The organism is Psychromonas sp. Urea-02u-13, from assembly GCF_002835995.1.
Classification (GTDB): domain Bacteria; phylum Pseudomonadota; class Gammaproteobacteria; order Enterobacterales; family Psychromonadaceae; genus Psychromonas.
The window spans coordinates 1-16,182 of record NZ_PJBZ01000082.1 but is presented as its reverse complement, the minus strand read 5'-3'; the positions used below and the strand labels follow the sequence as shown (position 1 = coordinate 16,182).

Annotated in this window: 14 protein-coding genes; all 14 read right to left on the bottom strand. The window is 33.0% G+C overall.

All coding sequences use genetic code 11. From position 1 onward, the window contains the following. Positions 1-3 precede the first annotated feature (3 nt). The 14 genes from CXF74_RS16065 to CXF74_RS16000 all read right to left on the bottom strand — a co-directional run bounded on the left by CXF74_RS16065 (position 4) and on the right by CXF74_RS16000 (position 15,922). Positions 4-1,137: a glycosyltransferase family 4 protein gene (locus tag CXF74_RS16065; protein WP_101083549.1), complete on the bottom strand. Its 1,134-nt coding sequence runs from the start codon at positions 1,135-1,137 to the stop codon at positions 4-6. 66 nt (positions 1,138-1,203) lie between these two features. Beyond that, entirely contained in the window at positions 1,204-2,442 is a 1,239-nt protein-coding gene (locus tag CXF74_RS16060) for a hypothetical protein (protein ID WP_157822432.1), read from the bottom strand. A 37-nt stretch (positions 2,443-2,479) separates the two neighbouring features. After that, positions 2,480-3,340: a hypothetical protein gene (locus CXF74_RS16055; protein WP_101083547.1), complete on the bottom strand. Its 861-nt coding sequence runs from the start codon at positions 3,338-3,340 to the stop codon at positions 2,480-2,482. Positions 3,341-3,900: 560 nt separating this feature from the next. Next, positions 3,901-5,307: a hypothetical protein gene (locus CXF74_RS16050; protein WP_101083546.1), complete on the bottom strand. Its 1,407-nt coding sequence runs from the start codon at positions 5,305-5,307 to the stop codon at positions 3,901-3,903. Between the two features lie 220 nt (positions 5,308-5,527). Continuing rightward, on the bottom strand, positions 5,528-6,970 hold the full coding sequence (locus tag CXF74_RS16045; RefSeq protein WP_101083545.1) for a lipopolysaccharide biosynthesis protein: 1,443 nt from the start codon (positions 6,968-6,970) through the stop codon (positions 5,528-5,530). Further along, the gene (locus CXF74_RS16040; protein WP_101083544.1) at positions 6,960-7,784 is read right to left on the bottom strand and encodes a formyltransferase family protein; all 825 of its coding nucleotides are present in this window, start codon (positions 7,782-7,784) and stop codon (positions 6,960-6,962) included. Before CXF74_RS16040 ends, CXF74_RS16045 begins: the two co-directional genes overlap by 11 nt. Continuing rightward, entirely contained in the window at positions 7,777-8,208 is a 432-nt protein-coding gene (locus CXF74_RS16035) for a hypothetical protein (RefSeq protein WP_101083543.1), read from the bottom strand. The genes CXF74_RS16040 and CXF74_RS16035 overlap by 8 nt, the downstream gene beginning before the upstream one ends. After that, positions 8,198-9,478 carry a CDP-glycerol glycerophosphotransferase family protein gene (locus CXF74_RS16030; protein WP_157822431.1) on the bottom strand — a complete coding sequence of 427 codons (1,281 nt, stop codon included), beginning with the start codon at positions 9,476-9,478 and terminating at the stop codon, positions 8,198-8,200. The genes CXF74_RS16035 and CXF74_RS16030 overlap by 11 nt, the downstream gene beginning before the upstream one ends. A 1-nt stretch (position 9,479) precedes the next feature. After that, positions 9,480-10,259: a phosphocholine cytidylyltransferase family protein gene (locus tag CXF74_RS16025; RefSeq protein WP_101083541.1), complete on the bottom strand. Its 780-nt coding sequence runs from the start codon at positions 10,257-10,259 to the stop codon at positions 9,480-9,482. After that, positions 10,256-10,885 carry a gamma-glutamyl-gamma-aminobutyrate hydrolase family protein gene (locus tag CXF74_RS16020; protein WP_101083540.1) on the bottom strand — a complete coding sequence of 210 codons (630 nt, stop codon included), beginning with the start codon at positions 10,883-10,885 and terminating at the stop codon, positions 10,256-10,258. Before CXF74_RS16020 ends, CXF74_RS16025 begins: the two co-directional genes overlap by 4 nt. Further along, complete coding sequence (locus tag CXF74_RS16015; RefSeq protein WP_101083539.1) at positions 10,882-13,857, bottom strand: PEP-utilizing enzyme; 2,976 nt, start codon at positions 13,855-13,857, stop codon at positions 10,882-10,884. Before CXF74_RS16015 ends, CXF74_RS16020 begins: the two co-directional genes overlap by 4 nt. 16 nt (positions 13,858-13,873) lie before the next feature. After that, a complete protein-coding gene (locus tag CXF74_RS16010) occupies positions 13,874-14,986 on the bottom strand; it encodes a DegT/DnrJ/EryC1/StrS family aminotransferase (protein ID WP_101083538.1) in 1,113 nt (370 codons plus the stop codon). A gap of 1 nt (position 14,987) precedes the next feature. Further along, entirely contained in the window at positions 14,988-15,527 is a 540-nt protein-coding gene (locus CXF74_RS16005; protein ID WP_101083537.1) for a GNAT family N-acetyltransferase, read from the bottom strand. Further along, complete coding sequence (locus CXF74_RS16000) at positions 15,524-15,922, bottom strand: sugar 3,4-ketoisomerase (RefSeq protein ID WP_101083536.1); 399 nt, start codon at positions 15,920-15,922, stop codon at positions 15,524-15,526. Before CXF74_RS16000 ends, CXF74_RS16005 begins: the two co-directional genes overlap by 4 nt. Positions 15,923-16,182 lie beyond the last annotated feature (260 nt).

Genomic DNA, 16,182 nt, shown 5'->3' with positions numbered 1-16,182 from the left:
ATATTAACTCTCATTAAACATTTTTTGAACTTTACTCTGATTTTCATTAAGTATAGAAAAGCAAAAGTCATAGGTTTGTACAGTAAGGCTATTAAACTCTTTTTGATTCATATTAATTAGCTTTTTAATGGAGGTGGTGTAGTAGGAACTATCATTAACGCCGCCTATATATCCACCATGTTTGACTACATCTGACCAAGGTGTTTGATCGGAAAGCATAACTAAGTTAGAGTTTACCATTGCTTCAACGATTGCATGCCCGTAATTTTCATTAAGAGTAGGTAAATAAAATAGATGACTCTCCTCAAAAACCTTTTGAACTTGTTCACGCCCAATTGCGCCCAAAAAATTTACATTTATATTCTTAGGTAACCTAGCTATTAAAAAGTTGCACTCGTTCCAATAGTCTTCATCATCAATAACACCAGCGATTGTGAAGCATATATCTCCAGTTTCAATTGGCATCAATGATTCGATTATTGTTTTTAAATTCTTTTTAGGAGATATTCTAGATAGAAATACTATTTTCAACTTATTTTCTAATTTGTTTTTTTCTTTATATATTGGAATTTTATCATGCATATTAGGAGTTAATTTATAATCAACGTTTCCCAAAAAACTAAGAGCTTCTTCCGCTTCACTTTTTGACGTGAAATGAAAAGTAATTTTATTTTGTAAACCTAACATCTTGAAAAACTTTAAATATAAATATTTTTTTCGGGGTTTTATTTTCATTGCACCAAAAGTTAATTCCCCTCTAGGAGCTAACACAACGGATTTTACTTTTAAAAGGCCTACGAAAAACATTAACATAAATCTAATAGTAAATTTGAAATCAAAAAAACTATTAAAATAAATTAAATCATAGTTATTCTTGGAAAGTATTTTTTTGTATCCAAAAAGCAATGAATAATAAGGTGACGAATAGAAAACATTCGAAATACGGTACTTGTTATTCCATGAGTTCGCCTTTATTGAAATAAATGGCTTACGCTCACCTAAGTCGCGGTCCGCGGTGAATACATCAAAATGATATTTAGTGTCCAACAGTTCTATTAAGTTTGTAATACTTCTAACTGGCCCACCTGACTTAAATGCAGGGTAAAAAGAAGCACAAACGATAAGGCATTTATTCATGGTTTACTCATATATTTATGATTGTGCATTATATAAAACGGGGGATTATTTATCAATACTTGAATGTTAAACTGAATGTATTGGAAAACTACAAAGATTTAACTTTTTTGGTGCATTCTGAGGTACATTAACAAATGATAAAAACATTAAGAATTGAAGTATTGTCGTTAATGGTGACATATAAAACCCCCCATTTGTTGACATATAAAACAAACAGCCGACAAGAGTTACGAAGGAAAATAGGAATGTACGTGAGTTATATTTGAAGCGAGTATTGCCAACCAAAACTATAAACCACAGAAGTGTATATATAATTGCAAATGGTAGACCTAATTTCATAGATATAGCTAATGTATCCATCTCATACATAAATGGCCTTGTCTCACTTCGTAATAATGAAGCGCTAGAACCAAAACCAGAACCAATAATTGGACTCTCTGAAATTTTATCTATAAGCGGTCCAATTTGTTCAACACGAGCCGATGACGACTCAGAACCAAAATCAACTCGTTTATATATTGACGCACTATTATAGATAATAATTGGTAGTGAAAAAATTGTAACAATGAAAATATTGGTAAATCTTTTATAAAGTATGAGATAAGAAAAATACATCATCAGAAACACAACAAGACCAGCCCGATGGCCATCGGCTAAAAAGGCAATAAAAAAGAGTAATACAATCATACTATCTTTAAACGAGCGATTATTTTTGGCTAGTACAATATACAAACCAAGAAAAAGCACTTGGATTGAATTAGTATTAACCCTCAGTATACCAGCAGTAGCACCAAGTTTTAGATTTAAAAAACCAGATAAAAATGTATTACCTGCAGTGATAGTAGCTAGGTCCAACTGACCAAAGATATAATAGAAAAAAACAACAATCAAAATAGATATTACTGAAAAAGCAATACAAATATTAACTAAAGTATCTTTGAAGTAATTTAGACAATGTGTGTCTTTAATGGTAAATAATGCAACCGGCAATAAAACTAAATAAAATGGAAAACCTGCAGAGTCTAAAAACATGAATGTCAAATCATTGTTTAATAAAGCACTGTTATATAAGCCAAAAAAATAGAGCAATAAGTTTGAAAGAGAAAATAGTATAAGATATGAGTATTTGGACTCCCAGCTGGTATTCTTAACAACTAGATATATTGTCGTCATAAGAAAAACCAACACAAAACCTACCCTTGATAGAGAACTAAGCATAGGATAAAAAAAAGAAAAAATAATATAAGCGACTATTATAATTCTAGGGAGAAGTGGTAGTTTATTTTCCTTATTGATTAAATTCATAGGATAAGTAACTTAATAGCACAAGAATTAAAAAAAATCATACTTTTGTCCGATAATGCTTACCCGTGAAGTATGCTTTAATTACAATCTTAAAATCATAAACTGACTTCTTATGATTAATTTTATCATTGAGCGACGTAAATAAACTCTTTAAGATAACTGGGACTACCATATAAACTGCCGTGTAATAACGTAGACTTAAGCCAAAGTCATAAGAACGCTCAACAATCCTAAAATTAGAAATACCAGATTCCTCAGTTTCATAACGAGATAATGAATGTACGATTGGGGGTAAAATATTTATATTAAATAATTCCTTATCAGTAAAGTTGTTCAACCTTTTAAAAAAAGTGGTATCAACTCCGTACAAATAAAAACGCTCATCAAACACCTTGCCGTATTGCAATCTCATTTCATTAATTACACTTTTATTAATAACTAAACCACTACCTATACTAATAATACAATCTGAATTAGTAATAGTCATCTCTTGGTTATAAGCTAATTTATTAACGAAAGGTGCTCTGATAATATCAGAGCAGATGATGACAGGCACAGAAACTTGGTTTGTGCTTGAATGAAGAGCAGCATCAATATAGCTTTGACTTAGAACACTATCATGATCCAATATTAAATAATTATGAGCATCTCCACTGTCAACAAATGAATTATAGATTTTTGATAGTGATTCATTATGAAGAGTCTCAGTAATAGACATATCAAATCCAGTGAAAGTTTCACATGAATCTAGCAACTTAACGATACTTTTAGGCCCATTATTCCAAATAACTAACTTTATTTTAAAATCTGATACCATCAAGTTGAGAAGTGAATTTAATGTACTGGACTCACCAATACTAGTATTATAAAGTACAACCAAAATTGATAATTGATACATAAAAATAAATTTTATCCTTGCTGATTACAGAGTAATATTTAACTATCAAACGATAGCTAAGGGCTATATTCCTAGCGTCTTAGTTTACAAAAAAACAAAAAAGTTGAAGTCCTAATTTACTTACGAGAAAGAAGCCTTGATATAAATTGCTATCAATGTTCATCAACTCTGTTGTTATGTTTTCTTCTAACCCCGTCATCGAAGAGTTATTCACTATTTAATAAGTTAAATTTTATATCCCTAACTGTTACGAGCCTTCCTTTTGAATATCGTTGGGAAATCGATATGCATATTCATTGATTGTTATATCGGTATTACCTATTCTTAATGAAGTTCAGAAGTAGATGATTTTGCCTGTATTGATTTCAATTTCTGAAATTAATACCCATATTGGGTCGTAAATTATTGTAAACTTATAACCATTGTGGATGGTTTCACATTAACGAACACATAGCACCTTAAAAAGAAAATATAACTTCGTAAACTTGACCTTAAATTGAATTAGATTTTGTATGTTTATCCAGCCATTGCAGACTAAAAAATCAATCAAACACTTAGTCTCATATTTTGAATTTCTTAAAAAAGACCAAAATAGGTAATTTAACCAATGAAATAAATGAAAAGTTTTTCAAAGAAAAAATCAGTAACCTAGTTCTCACGTTTCCTTTTAGCAAAGTCAACAATTCAAGTAGTGACAAAGAATAATTGATTTTTTGCCTCCTCCTAAAAAACATAATGTCATTATTATTCTCTAATAACACTTTAGGTATATCGTGATAACACCCCGAATAAACATCTAAATATCTTTGTTTCACATTTTCAAAACCATGAACCGAAACTATCAATTCTAAGATGTTGTCTGGTATGTTTTGTTTTAAAATTCCATCAACATATTGAGATTTCACTAGGTCTAAAGGTGTATACCCCCCCAAACAGGAATCAACGCCAAAAGGTTTTAGCCCCTGTAAACACATTTCAACAAATGCTGTACCGCCTATCACTGGAGAAGTATCCACACAAGCATCAGCTTCTTTTACTACATCTGAATATTGTTGGTACGGAAGGACTTTATAAATTTTAAGTCGCTTGCCAAACTTTAAATATACTTTCCACCACCAAAAGTCAGATAGCAATCTAGGTCCAATCACAACAAATTGGAGTTGTTCGTTTGAAGCTAAAATATGCTCTACTATTGCCGGAGCAGAACCAAATTTGTTAGGTTTCATCTTCCAAGCAGCCCCAGCCATTACAAAATTGACGGGAAACTCATTAAAAGCAAGTTTTTCTACTTTTATATCTACCGGTATTCCTATAAAACTATTTACATACTTTTTATTTTTTCTTTCTTCATCAACTAAATAGCCCCGAGCTGAAATTTGTAGTTTAACATCAATCACAGAGTCACCAAAACTAAAACAATGATCTGCGTGATTAACAAATAAGACACGTATATTGGCTAGTTTTCTTAAAACCCCAATAGCAATAACTATGCATATGTCATTTTGATGAATATGTAATACTATATTTTTATAGTATTTAAATATTTCTATATACTGTTTAATCCTTTCCAGCATTACTTTAGTCTCAATGCTGTAGCTATGTTCAAAATAAGCCTGCAATCTATCAATGGCATCAACATTTGCTTGTGAAGCTCTAGTTATTAATACATCTGGTTTAACAACCTCCATGCTAGCTAGACGCTCACATAGCCTTGTATGCCCACCAGTTAAGTATGGTGTTGAAATCATATGCAGTGATTTTTTTTTCTTATCGCTTTCTTGCACTGAACGCCAAGCAGGTAAACCCACCATAAAATCATCTACTAAACTGCGTTCTAAATCAGCGGCCTCAAACAGCCCCATATCACAGGCGCCATTAATACCACCAAAAAATTCTGACAGATTTAATTTACTTTCCAGATCATTACAGCTCTGAATTATTTCGATTAGATCTTGATTAAAACTCATAAATAATTTCCCAGACTAAAATTAATGAAAATAAATTCACAAATTTCGTTAATAACTCTAAACATACTCAATTTGATAATTTTAAAACCAAGTTAATAAAAGTTGTGAGAGACTCCACCCTGTCGTGAAATTACAGAATAAGAAATAGAAATAAATGTTGTTTTTGGAACATCACAACAGTAATTGTGTAATTCACATCGGTATTGCTCGCAACAAACTTTCAATTATCTTGTTTTTTTAATCTGCTTCGAATTATACTTGAAGCATCCGTAAATGCAGTAATTTTAAAGAACCAGCATGTTAAAATATATACACTTGCACCAACGAAAATTTTGGTAAACATTTGAATTTCAAGACTACCAAACTGTATAAAAGCGATGCTTAAATACATAATCAATGATGCTATGGCAATGGGGAAAATCTGCTTTAACTGCTCTTTTCCGCCAAAACCAAATAACTTTCCTGGGTAATAAGCATTTATGAAAAAAGAAATAAAAACAGAGAATAGTTGAGCGATGGCGACTGCAACAATGCCATAGGGGATGGCAATGAATAGCGCTATAATTATCACCGGAATCTTGCATAAATCAGTTTTTAAGAATAGATCAGATCGTCCTCGTGCATTTAGGATATTCATATTAAGTGAACTTATCGGTGTAATTAAACGTGCAAAGGACAATATGATAAGAATAGGTATTATAGGACTCCATTTCTCACCTAAAAATATTAATACAAACTCTTCAGCTACGGCGGCAAAACCTACAAAGACCGGGAATGTAAGCAATGTTACTATCCCCATCACTTTTACATACACTTCAACTAAACGTTTTTCATTTTCTTGTATAGAAGTCATGATGGGATAAGTCACCCCTTGGACAACAGAAGACAATGTGGAAGATAAAATATTAGTGTAATTAAACCCCTGCTGGAAATACCCCATTTGTGTCGCATTAAAATATCGACCAATTATAATTGAATATAGATTTTGCACGGTTGTCGCGATAACCCCGGCAACCAACAATTTAGAGCCAAATGAAAATAGCACTTTAAATGACGCTATTGAAAATAGCCATTTTGGATGCCATTTCGATAAAATAATTAGTAAAATCGAACTTATTAATGCCTTAGACAAATTCATACCAACTAACGACCAATAGCCGAATCCATCTTGCACCATATAAACAGCAACAATGGTACTTACTATCATTGAGACGCTGTTAATTAAACCTTGGGTTTTAAAATCAATTGCGATTGATAGCTTTGTTCTTGGCACTAAAGCGATCGCATTAATGATGACAACTACAAATAAAACGCGCGATAAATTAATTAATTCAGGTTGTTGATAAAATGTAGCAATGCTAGGTGCTGCTACATAAAGTAAACAATACAATAAAGTTGATACAACGAGGTTTACATAAAAGACCGTCGACAAGTCATTTTCAGTTACTTTGTTGCTTTTTTGAATTAGAGCCTGGGAAAAACCGGAATCTATTAATGATTGTGCAACTGCTAAAAAAATAGCAAGCATGGCAATCAAACCGAAATCGGAAGGTGATAGTATTCTTGACAGATAAATTAATAATACAAAGCTACCCGCTTGATTTATTATCTTATCGAATAATACCCACACAGCACCATTTATTGCTTTATTCTTAAGTGTCATTGGAAAACAGCAAACGCTTTATTGCGATTTTTTTTATCGTATTGTGCATAAAAAAATACATTCGGCCATCTGTCGGCTTTTGTGGGATCGAATTCAATATATTTATATCAGGCTTCCCTAGATAATGTTTTTTTAAAAAATTAACTAATGTAGTAGAGCGATAATGTAAATCTAATGTTTTCAATATAGCAATAGAATCTTGTTTAACATCAATTTCATAAGATTGTTTATCTATGTCCAGCTTTCCAGGCAACTCAAATTCTTCTTGATGTAGAATACTGCCTTCATCGATAGCCTGTGACATATAAAATAAAGAGTAACCAGGTTTTCCTTTTAATAATACAGACCAAAATAGACAATCTGCTCCCCTGATATCTGGAACAATGCCGGGATGTATATGAATTATTTTTTTATTTGGGATTGACAGTAATCTCGCATTGACAATCCCACCTCCAGAAAAAAGATATAGCGATGCATTATCAGAAACTATATTCCGGTAAAGAGCATCATCATTAATAACTTTAGCACCAACCTTTATAGTCTCAATTGAAGATGCGTAGTCTCTATAGTTAAACGCATCCAACACTTTTATTTTAAAATTATTATTAATTATCTTTTCTAATGGTTGTTCTTCTTGTTTTGGTTTTAAAAACTCAAATCTTTTTACTTTACCTAAAATAGCTCTTAGTGTTTTATGTTTTTGTAGAATTATTATTTTTCGAACTCTAAAACGTGATTCATGTAGGTAACGAAGATAATATTTACCCGCGTTATCACCCTCAATAACTATAACCGTCAAGTTAATTTCATTCATAATATGTAAACACTCTTTCTTTGCATTCCAAAATTAATAACATTAGTGATTCACTGATATTTAAGACAGTGCTATCCATTAGCTTTAATAATGTATTTGCAAACTTCAAATCATATCGATGTATTGCCAAAAACATTAAATTCAGTGAGAGCCTTTCTAATTGTGTCTGTGTTAATTGTCTTTCACTCATCTTTTTAGATAGGTCAAGGCTGTAATATGTATACACTATGCCAACTACATCTATTTTTTTGCATAGTCTGTCATATTTAGAAAAAACTTCAGGACATTCAAAGTCATCATTACAATTAAAAGAATAAATGAAATTAGCTAAGTCAAATGACTTATTATTTTCACAAGGGAGTTCATTTGTAGAATTTTCATTCATTTCATTTCGAATTTTCTTCAGTAATGATTTATTTTCCACACTCTATCTCCGCGTTTAATATTGTCATTATTTTTTTGGTCGGTGATTCTCTGGGGATTAAGTTAACTTCGCTTGAATATTGTGGAGGAGTTGCAGTTTCATCCACTACCGATTTAACAAACTCAATGATGTCTTCATTATTTTTAGCTTTGGTTATGGCGTCATAGCCTATTTTCCCATATTCATTTAATCCATTTCTAATATTAGAATTTAAATATAAACAGGGTTTCTTTACATACAAATATTCAATAATAAAAGAAGAACAATCATGAATCATTGCATCTGAAGTTTTAAAAAGATCTATATAATCGGCATCCTCAAATTGTGTATTTTCTTGAGTAGACCAAAAATGCCAATACAGATCGGTTTTATTCACTCCCCAATCAGGATGTTTGTACAGTTTTTCTTTTAACATCGGATGTGGCTTAAATGCAAAACAAACCGAATGCTTAAATAATGCTGGTAGAGTTTGTAACGTTTCTGCTGTTTCTAAAAAAGTAGCGTTAGCCAATGGACTGCTATTTGCAATACTGTGGTGCGGTGCAATAATAATTTTTTTTAATGAATTTTCTTTCCAAGGGGTAAATTTTATTTTAGTCGAATTATAAAGAGGTTCAGTTGCGGGATAACCCACAACATCTATATTTCGCCCTCGATTAAAAGCGTATTTCAAAGCAATATTTTTATGGATATCATTAATTTGAAACACTTTCCAACATAAATTTTCAGTTACCCCGTTAAAGTGCCCTTCATAGTTTGTGTCAATTTGTTCAAAATACGGAACATAACAACTCAGCTTCTTGTATAACGAAGAAATCAAATACTGAGGTAAAGATATTTGGTGAGGATTACTAAAAAAAACTATATCTATATTACTTATTGACTCTAATTTTTGCCAATTACCATTGGAGTAAGAAATTCGTGTTTTGTACCCTTTTTCTTTAAAATACTTATACGTATTTTCAGCATTTTCTAAAATATTTGTAGCATTTATCCTTGGAATTACAACTATGCAAGGGTTGTACCTACTGTCTTTTTCCATTCCTTGAAAGATAAGATCAGTTTTCCAAACACTTTTTTCCATAACTAGAAAAATAACATCAATTTTCTTTCCATTAAATAGTTTCTTTCGAACCCTCTTAAGTTCAAAAAAATGAAAAAAACCAGCAACAGCAATATAAAAATTAATATTAATAAACTTTATAAAACGTCGTAATTTATTGACAAGCACTCTCATCATTGGAATACTTTTTAATAAGTTTTTAACCATACTAATCAACCATATAGAATGGTGATAATTTTCCATTTTTGTGCATTGTTTCATAGACATTCAAATCTTCAACAGTATCAATTTCCAACCAACCATTATTAACTAGTACGCCTTTAGCCTTCCATCCAGAATCTATCATCATTTGCAAAAAACTAGTCATATACATATTATTAAAATCTTGCCCATCAAAATTTAGCGTTCTATCAATTGAATTATAGAAATTAATAAAGTCATTGACTTTATCTCCTCGAATTTTAATCAAGCCAGTGTACTGACCTTGAACATCATCATACGATTCTGTTTTTTTCCCAAGCTCAGTAACAAAACCTTGATCATTTAATTTTAGTGTTTCGGCATCATCTAATGGGTTTTCAAGACGCAAAGACCAAAAAGCTTTCCACTCTCTATCTATCATTAATGCGATTTCATCATTTGATGCTAAGACTTTGTCAAGATTGTTTTTTTGATAAACAATATCGCCATATGCAATGATCAAATCTTCTTCACCTTCAATAAATTCTAGGGCAGAAAATAAAGATTCAACCATATTAGTTTTATCGTATAAAGGATTAAAAGAGGTTGCATAACCAAGCTTTTCAATTTGGTCTGCTCTGTATCCAGTTGCTATATGAATATTTGTTAAACCAGTACTTTTTAATACATCTGTTTGTCTTTGCAATAAAGATTTCCCAAGCAACGGAACTAAACATTTAGGCTTATCATTTGTTATTGGGCGAAGGCGAGTTCCCTGCCCCGCAGCTAAAATTAGTACTTTTGTCATTTTAAAAATTGTCCTATTAATTGAATATCATACTCATTAAATTCTTTCTCTCGCTCTGGATGCCACATCAAACCAAGCACTTTTGATGTTGTAGACTCAAATGATTCAATGCAACCATCAACATCAAATGCTAATGGTTGCAAAGTTGAAGCTAATTCACCCGCTTTTATTCCCCAAGCATGGTAACTATTAACTATTCGTTCAAATTTCTTTCGGTTATTGGCAGACTTGATAGGATGCCTAGTGGCAATATGCTCCGCAATAGGGGATAAGGCCCCTCCCATAAAGATATTAATAAATTGCATGCCTCGACAAACACCTATAATAGGTAATTTTTTACCTAGCGCATAAGTTACCACTGCATTTTCAAATTCGTCTCTTTCTGGTGCAATATCTGTGGCTAAGGGGTTTAATTCACAAAGAGAATTTCCACCACTCAATAAAATTGCATCCAAATGCAACTTGCCTAAAAGCATTAAGGCCTTATCCTTTGGCAGATTCGGTAGTGGCACAACGATATAATCTAATTCATAAAAAAAAGCGGACCATTTTTGATCCAAACAATCTCGGCGTTCTGAATAATGTACTATGTTATCAACTCGCTGTGTAATGCCTATTAGCTTCATTGCACTTCTCTGAGTGTTTGATTGGCACAATCGAGTTCAACTCTACTCATCGTGGCTATTTTTTCATACAGCTTCTCACCTACACCGATTGCAGCAGGTAAGCCAATCTCAGCAGCCCTAATGGCCATGTGCGAATTGGCACCACCATATTGAGTTATAAGGCCGGCAATATCATTGCCAAATAACCAATCATAACCAGGATCAGCCTGTGGAATCATCACAATAACACCACTCAGATCGTTTAAGCTTTCATTGTCTAATCGTTTAATCTTCCCTTCAACCCTTTCTATAGTTACAAAATTAGGCTGAGAAGCAAAACGTTCAAAACAATAAAAATCATGTTCATTTTTAATTAACGGCGGTAACTCAATAGAACATGTAATATTATACTTTTGCTTTCTTGATTTGATTAAAGCTTTAATCATATCAATTGAGAAAACATTCAATTTTAACTGCTCTAAATCATTGAACTCTAAATAAGATAAATCGTCTCGGCTTATGCCTAATTCACCTCCCAATAAAACACACAGATCTAATGATTGACTTAAATTACGAGTGAATTCAAATTTAACAAACTCACGCGCTTGAGTTGCTTCTTTAAGATAATTGATGAATTGAATATACGTTATATCTGAACCAAGCTCTGATAAAATGGCTTTAATGCCATTTATTTCTTGATTAGAAAATATGAATTCATGTTCACTAATCGAGATATCGCTATCAATATTAGAGAGGATATAACGTTCCGGATTCTCCCAATATGCGTTGGTTGTGATTTCATATGTGCCCGGCCGTAAATGCCCATATTTTTTTACAAGACTTTCAAATGATAAATCACCGCAAGCATACTTCTGCTTATCCTTTTCAAATACACCTGCAACTGTATCGAAGCTCTTTAAAAACTCTAATCTACGGCTATCTGATAACACGTTAGTTGAAACTAACGATTTTAAAAATGTTGCTGCTACAAATCCAGCTCTTGCCGCATGCGAAAAAGCGAGAGTGCCGTAACGCTTACAATCATAAAGTAGGTTATACAGTTTATCTAACGTTACTATTTCATTTTTTTCGCTACCTTGATTGAAACCAGATAATTTATTAATCGAAGCGATATCAGTGGAGAGTCGAACAAGCGCATTACACGTTATCGATTTTAAAGCCCCCTCTAATTCTTGTATGTCTTCTTGTTCTACACCATAAGGAATGAGACGCTTAGAGGCTTCATTTTTGAAATCAGGCACCCAAATAGTAAATGCAATATCAAACTCAATTTTATCATGAAATTGGGGGTTATCAGCAAGTATATTAATATAGGCTTTTACTATTCTTTCAGCACAATCTTCGCGCAGTGATTTGGGAATAAATGAATTTAGACTCGCTCTCGCATCAACATAAGGTTGCCCTGAAAAAGAAACGATTAACGGGTAAGGTCGAACATCGCGATAGCCAAATTCTGCACGCTGCTGTGCCCATATATCGTTTGTAATTAATTGTCGGTAAAGACTAAATGCAAGAGGCTTAGGTCGTGTGCCAATAATTTCAGCTGGATTCCAATCGGGCATATTCGCAAATATACACTTATCACCGTATATTAATGATGATGGTAATTGTTGAGTTTTAAATCGAATTAATGAATCCTTTAAGCTTGATTCCAACTCTTCAATATCAACCTCTAAACCAATATGACTAACGGTAACAGGGCGGACTTGAAATATATGAACAACATTTTGTTCATCAATAGCAAATTCAATGTCTAATTTGTCATAACCTAATAATAGTTCGAGCTCTTGCACTGCTTCCATTACAGGTATTAATTCAGGGGCAACACGACAAAGGTTATCGGGCTTAAATCTATTTACAATAACCGTTCGTAAATCGGAATGAGTTCCGGCAGTAACTGATTCCGTTGACGAGGTTTTATCATCAAAGTTAAATCGATAATATGGTGATCCAGATTCTAAACCACAAGTAAAAATAACCCCCGAAAGCTTAACACTACTCAGAAATTCCTGAATAAGAACCTGATCTTCTCCGTTTTCTTTAGCGCCGTAAGATTCAATTACAGTTACAATTGCATTCTGCATATCACCAGGGTTATTTGCATTAATGTTTAATAAGCTTTCAAATCCCCCCGCATTTGAAGAGAACCAGTTATCTTCACCTTTTGAACTGCTGCGAACCACCAGTTTTTGATTTGCAAATTCTATAGCGATTGATTCAACAATACCCTGAGCATTATCATTCCATTCCGAAGTAGTAAAACTAACCTGCCTACCTATGTGACTTTTACTAACAACTGGCTCAAGTCGCGCTAACGTTTCAGCTTTAGTGCCTAAAATAAAGCGTGCGATATCATCTTGGGAATTGAACTCAGCCCAATCGTTGCCAACATTATGGTGTTCGACTGTTAACCCTTTATTCTGTAAATAACAAATAAGATCTATTAAGTTATTTCCGATATCTTTTTCATTTAATTTGGAAATTAAAAGCGCGGCTACAGAACTAAATTTTACTAATCCAGTGAACTCAACTTCCTCACCTTCAATAGTTAAAACTTCTGCGGATTCTATATCGCTTTCTGAACGAGAATTAAAACGGTGCCTCCAGTTATAATCCACCCCGAATACGACATCAGCATCTATCTTCGCAATTTTGTTAATAACTTCATTTCTAAAAATGGTATCCGAATATGTAACTAAAACGGGATGATTAGAAAATGGAGCGCTGAGTAAAGTTTGAAGAACGGTTTTATTTTCCCAGCCCGGTATGATGGAAATATTTAAATGCGGATAATTAACTTTTATTTCATCAACATGGTACCCACCAAGAAAATGAATATTTTTATCATTAACGACTGATTCAAATCCATGAAGCTGCCAATCCATTGCTTTTGTATTTTGTGCAATAGACTTTAATGCCGATGGTTTTTTTCCAATTGCAGGACGGCCTGCACCAAGTAAAAAAAGTTGCATAGTTCTCTCTTGCTTTTCAGTAATTGTTAATTAATTGGATAATTGATTCAACTTCATCTTTACTTATAATCGAACTAATAGGAATACTCAATACTTGCTCATGTATATGTTCTGAAATAGGAAACGACTCGTTTTCCCATTCTTTATAAGCACTTTGTTGATGAGGTGGAATTGGATAATGGACTAATGACTGCACACAATTAGCCATTAGATAGCTTGCTAACTTTTCACGTTGGCTGGTTTTAATGACAAATAGATGCCAAACATGGGCATTTACGTCTTCAACAACGGGTAACTCAATTAATGGGTTATTAATACCCTGTAAATAAGCCTTTGCAACAGCTTGCCTCGCTGTAATTTCGTTATCTAAATAATGCAATTTAACACGCAACATGGCAGCTTGAATTTCATCTAAACGGCTATTCATACCTTTATATTGGTTTTTATATTTTTCATGGGATCCATAGTTGCGCAATGCTGCAACCGTATTAGCTAATTCAGTATCATTGGTTGTGATAGCACCACCATCACCTAATGCGCCTAAGTTTTTACCCGGGTAAAAACTAAAGCCTGCAGCATCCCCCAAACAACCAACTCTCCGGCTTTGACCTTCGGTATTAGTATACAAAGCACCATGAGCTTGAGCACAATCTTCAATAACTTTCAAATTACGCTTTTGGGCAATTGAATTTATCCCATCCATATCTGTAACCTGACCATACAGGTGTACCGTTAAAATCGCTTTGGTTTTAGCGGAAATAGCCTGTTCGATTAGTTTTGGATCTAAGTTGAAGGTGTTGATATCTGGCTCAACTAAAACCGGTGTTAAACCATTTTCTGAAATAGCTAAAATAGAAGCGATATAGGTATTCGAAGGAACAATTACTTCATCCCCTTTTTTCATCACGCCTAATTCAATATAAGCACGCAGTATCAGCACTAATGCATCCAAGCCGTTAGCGACACCCAAGCAATGTTTTGTCTCACAATAAGTAGCGAACTCTTTTTCAAATTCAGCAACTTCATTACCTAACACATACCAGCCAGAATCAATTACGCGTGCGCAAGCTTCTTTTAATTCAGTTTGATACTGTGCATTAATTTTTTTTAAATCTAGAAACGGGATCATTTTAGTTCTCTATAAATTTTTTATTTTTTGCAAAAAAATCATCATAAGATACAGGAGAAAGTTGAAAATATAAATCCAAATCAGTTTCGCTAATTAATTCTGCACCAAACTTTCTATGGAATTTAATCACATTAGTATTTTTTTTTCTGACATCAAAATGACAACCATGAAAGTTGAGTTCTTTAAATGCAAACTCATATACTAATATCGCACTTTCGATGGCAGAACTTCTTGTTTTATCTCGGTTCAGTATCCAGCTACCCCAACAGAATGATTCTTTATTCCCAATGAAATCATACAGTCTAACAGTACCAATACGTATATTATTATCTAGTCGCTCAATAATGAAATAATATTCAAGACCTTCTGTTTCTCTCATTTTATAGCTATCTATCCACATAGCTTGATCTTTTGAAGTCCCAAGCATCGATGATAAGTATTTATTATATTCATCATTAATTCTTAGAGAATAAATGAATTCAGCATCTTCTCTTTGGACAAGTCTTAATCGTATCGTCCTTCCTTCTTTTTTTGCTTTCATGCACTAACCAATTCTTTAAATTCTTGATAATCACGAATATAATCTGATTCATCATAATAGGAATCAGCTAGCACCATCAAAACACAATCATCTGAAAAATCGTACATTTCTCGCCATACAAATGACTCTATATATAAACCTTGCTCAGGGTTATCCAGTAATAGTTCTATTTTTTCTTTACCATCATCCAGCATAAATCGGCATGAGCCTTTTAACACAACAGCTAATTGTTTTAGTTCTTTGTGCGCATGAAAACCACGGCGGACTTTTTCTTGAGTATTAAAAAGGTAATAAACGCGTTTGATAGTAAACGGGATATTTTTATTATCTTCTAGTGAAACTAATGAACCACGTTCATCACCATGACTTTGAAACTGTATAAATTTAATATCCATTATTTTTTCCCTTTACTTATTAAGTCTAGTAGATATTCATCTACAATTCTTTTTTATCAATGGCTTGGTATAACTTTCGCCTTTCCGAAAAGCGTGGCCCAATGGCAATATTACGAACCGTTCTAGATCACGTTTATTGCAAGGGCAAGATTACGAACCGTTTTAGATCACACTTCTTGTCCTACTCAGCTTTTCAAGCCGATATTAGAGATAGACCTGAAATAATTGCCTCTCTATAACTGTCACTTCGGTTTGCTTGA

Excerpts from the sequence above, each read along its gene's own strand:
- CXF74_RS16065 (WP_101083549.1), bottom strand. The coding sequence starts at position 1,137 with ATGAATAAATGCCTTATCGTTTGTGCTTCTTTTTACCCTGCATTTAAG.
- CXF74_RS16060 (WP_157822432.1), bottom strand. The coding sequence starts at position 2,442 with ATGAATTTAATCAATAAGGAAAATAAACTACCACTTCTCCCTAGAATT.
- CXF74_RS16055 (WP_101083547.1), bottom strand. The coding sequence starts at position 3,340 with ATGTATCAATTATCAATTTTGGTTGTACTTTATAATACTAGTATTGGT.
- CXF74_RS16050 (WP_101083546.1), bottom strand. The coding sequence starts at position 5,307 with ATGAGTTTTAATCAAGATCTAATCGAAATAATTCAGAGCTGTAATGAT.
- CXF74_RS16045 (WP_101083545.1), bottom strand. The coding sequence starts at position 6,970 with ATGACACTTAAGAATAAAGCAATAAATGGTGCTGTGTGGGTATTATTC.
- CXF74_RS16040 (WP_101083544.1), bottom strand. The coding sequence starts at position 7,784 with ATGAATGAAATTAACTTGACGGTTATAGTTATTGAGGGTGATAACGCG.
- CXF74_RS16030 (WP_157822431.1), bottom strand. The coding sequence starts at position 9,478 with ATGGTTAAAAACTTATTAAAAAGTATTCCAATGATGAGAGTGCTTGTC.
- CXF74_RS16025 (WP_101083541.1), bottom strand. The coding sequence starts at position 10,259 with ATGACAAAAGTACTAATTTTAGCTGCGGGGCAGGGAACTCGCCTTCGC.
- CXF74_RS16020 (WP_101083540.1), bottom strand. The coding sequence starts at position 10,885 with ATGAAGCTAATAGGCATTACACAGCGAGTTGATAACATAGTACATTAT.
- CXF74_RS16015 (WP_101083539.1), bottom strand. The coding sequence starts at position 13,857 with ATGCAACTTTTTTTACTTGGTGCAGGCCGTCCTGCAATTGGAAAAAAA.
- CXF74_RS16010 (WP_101083538.1), bottom strand. The coding sequence starts at position 14,986 with ATGATCCCGTTTCTAGATTTAAAAAAAATTAATGCACAGTATCAAACT.
- CXF74_RS16005 (WP_101083537.1), bottom strand. The coding sequence starts at position 15,527 with ATGAAAGCAAAAAAAGAAGGAAGGACGATACGATTAAGACTTGTCCAA.
- CXF74_RS16000 (WP_101083536.1), bottom strand. The coding sequence starts at position 15,922 with ATGGATATTAAATTTATACAGTTTCAAAGTCATGGTGATGAACGTGGT.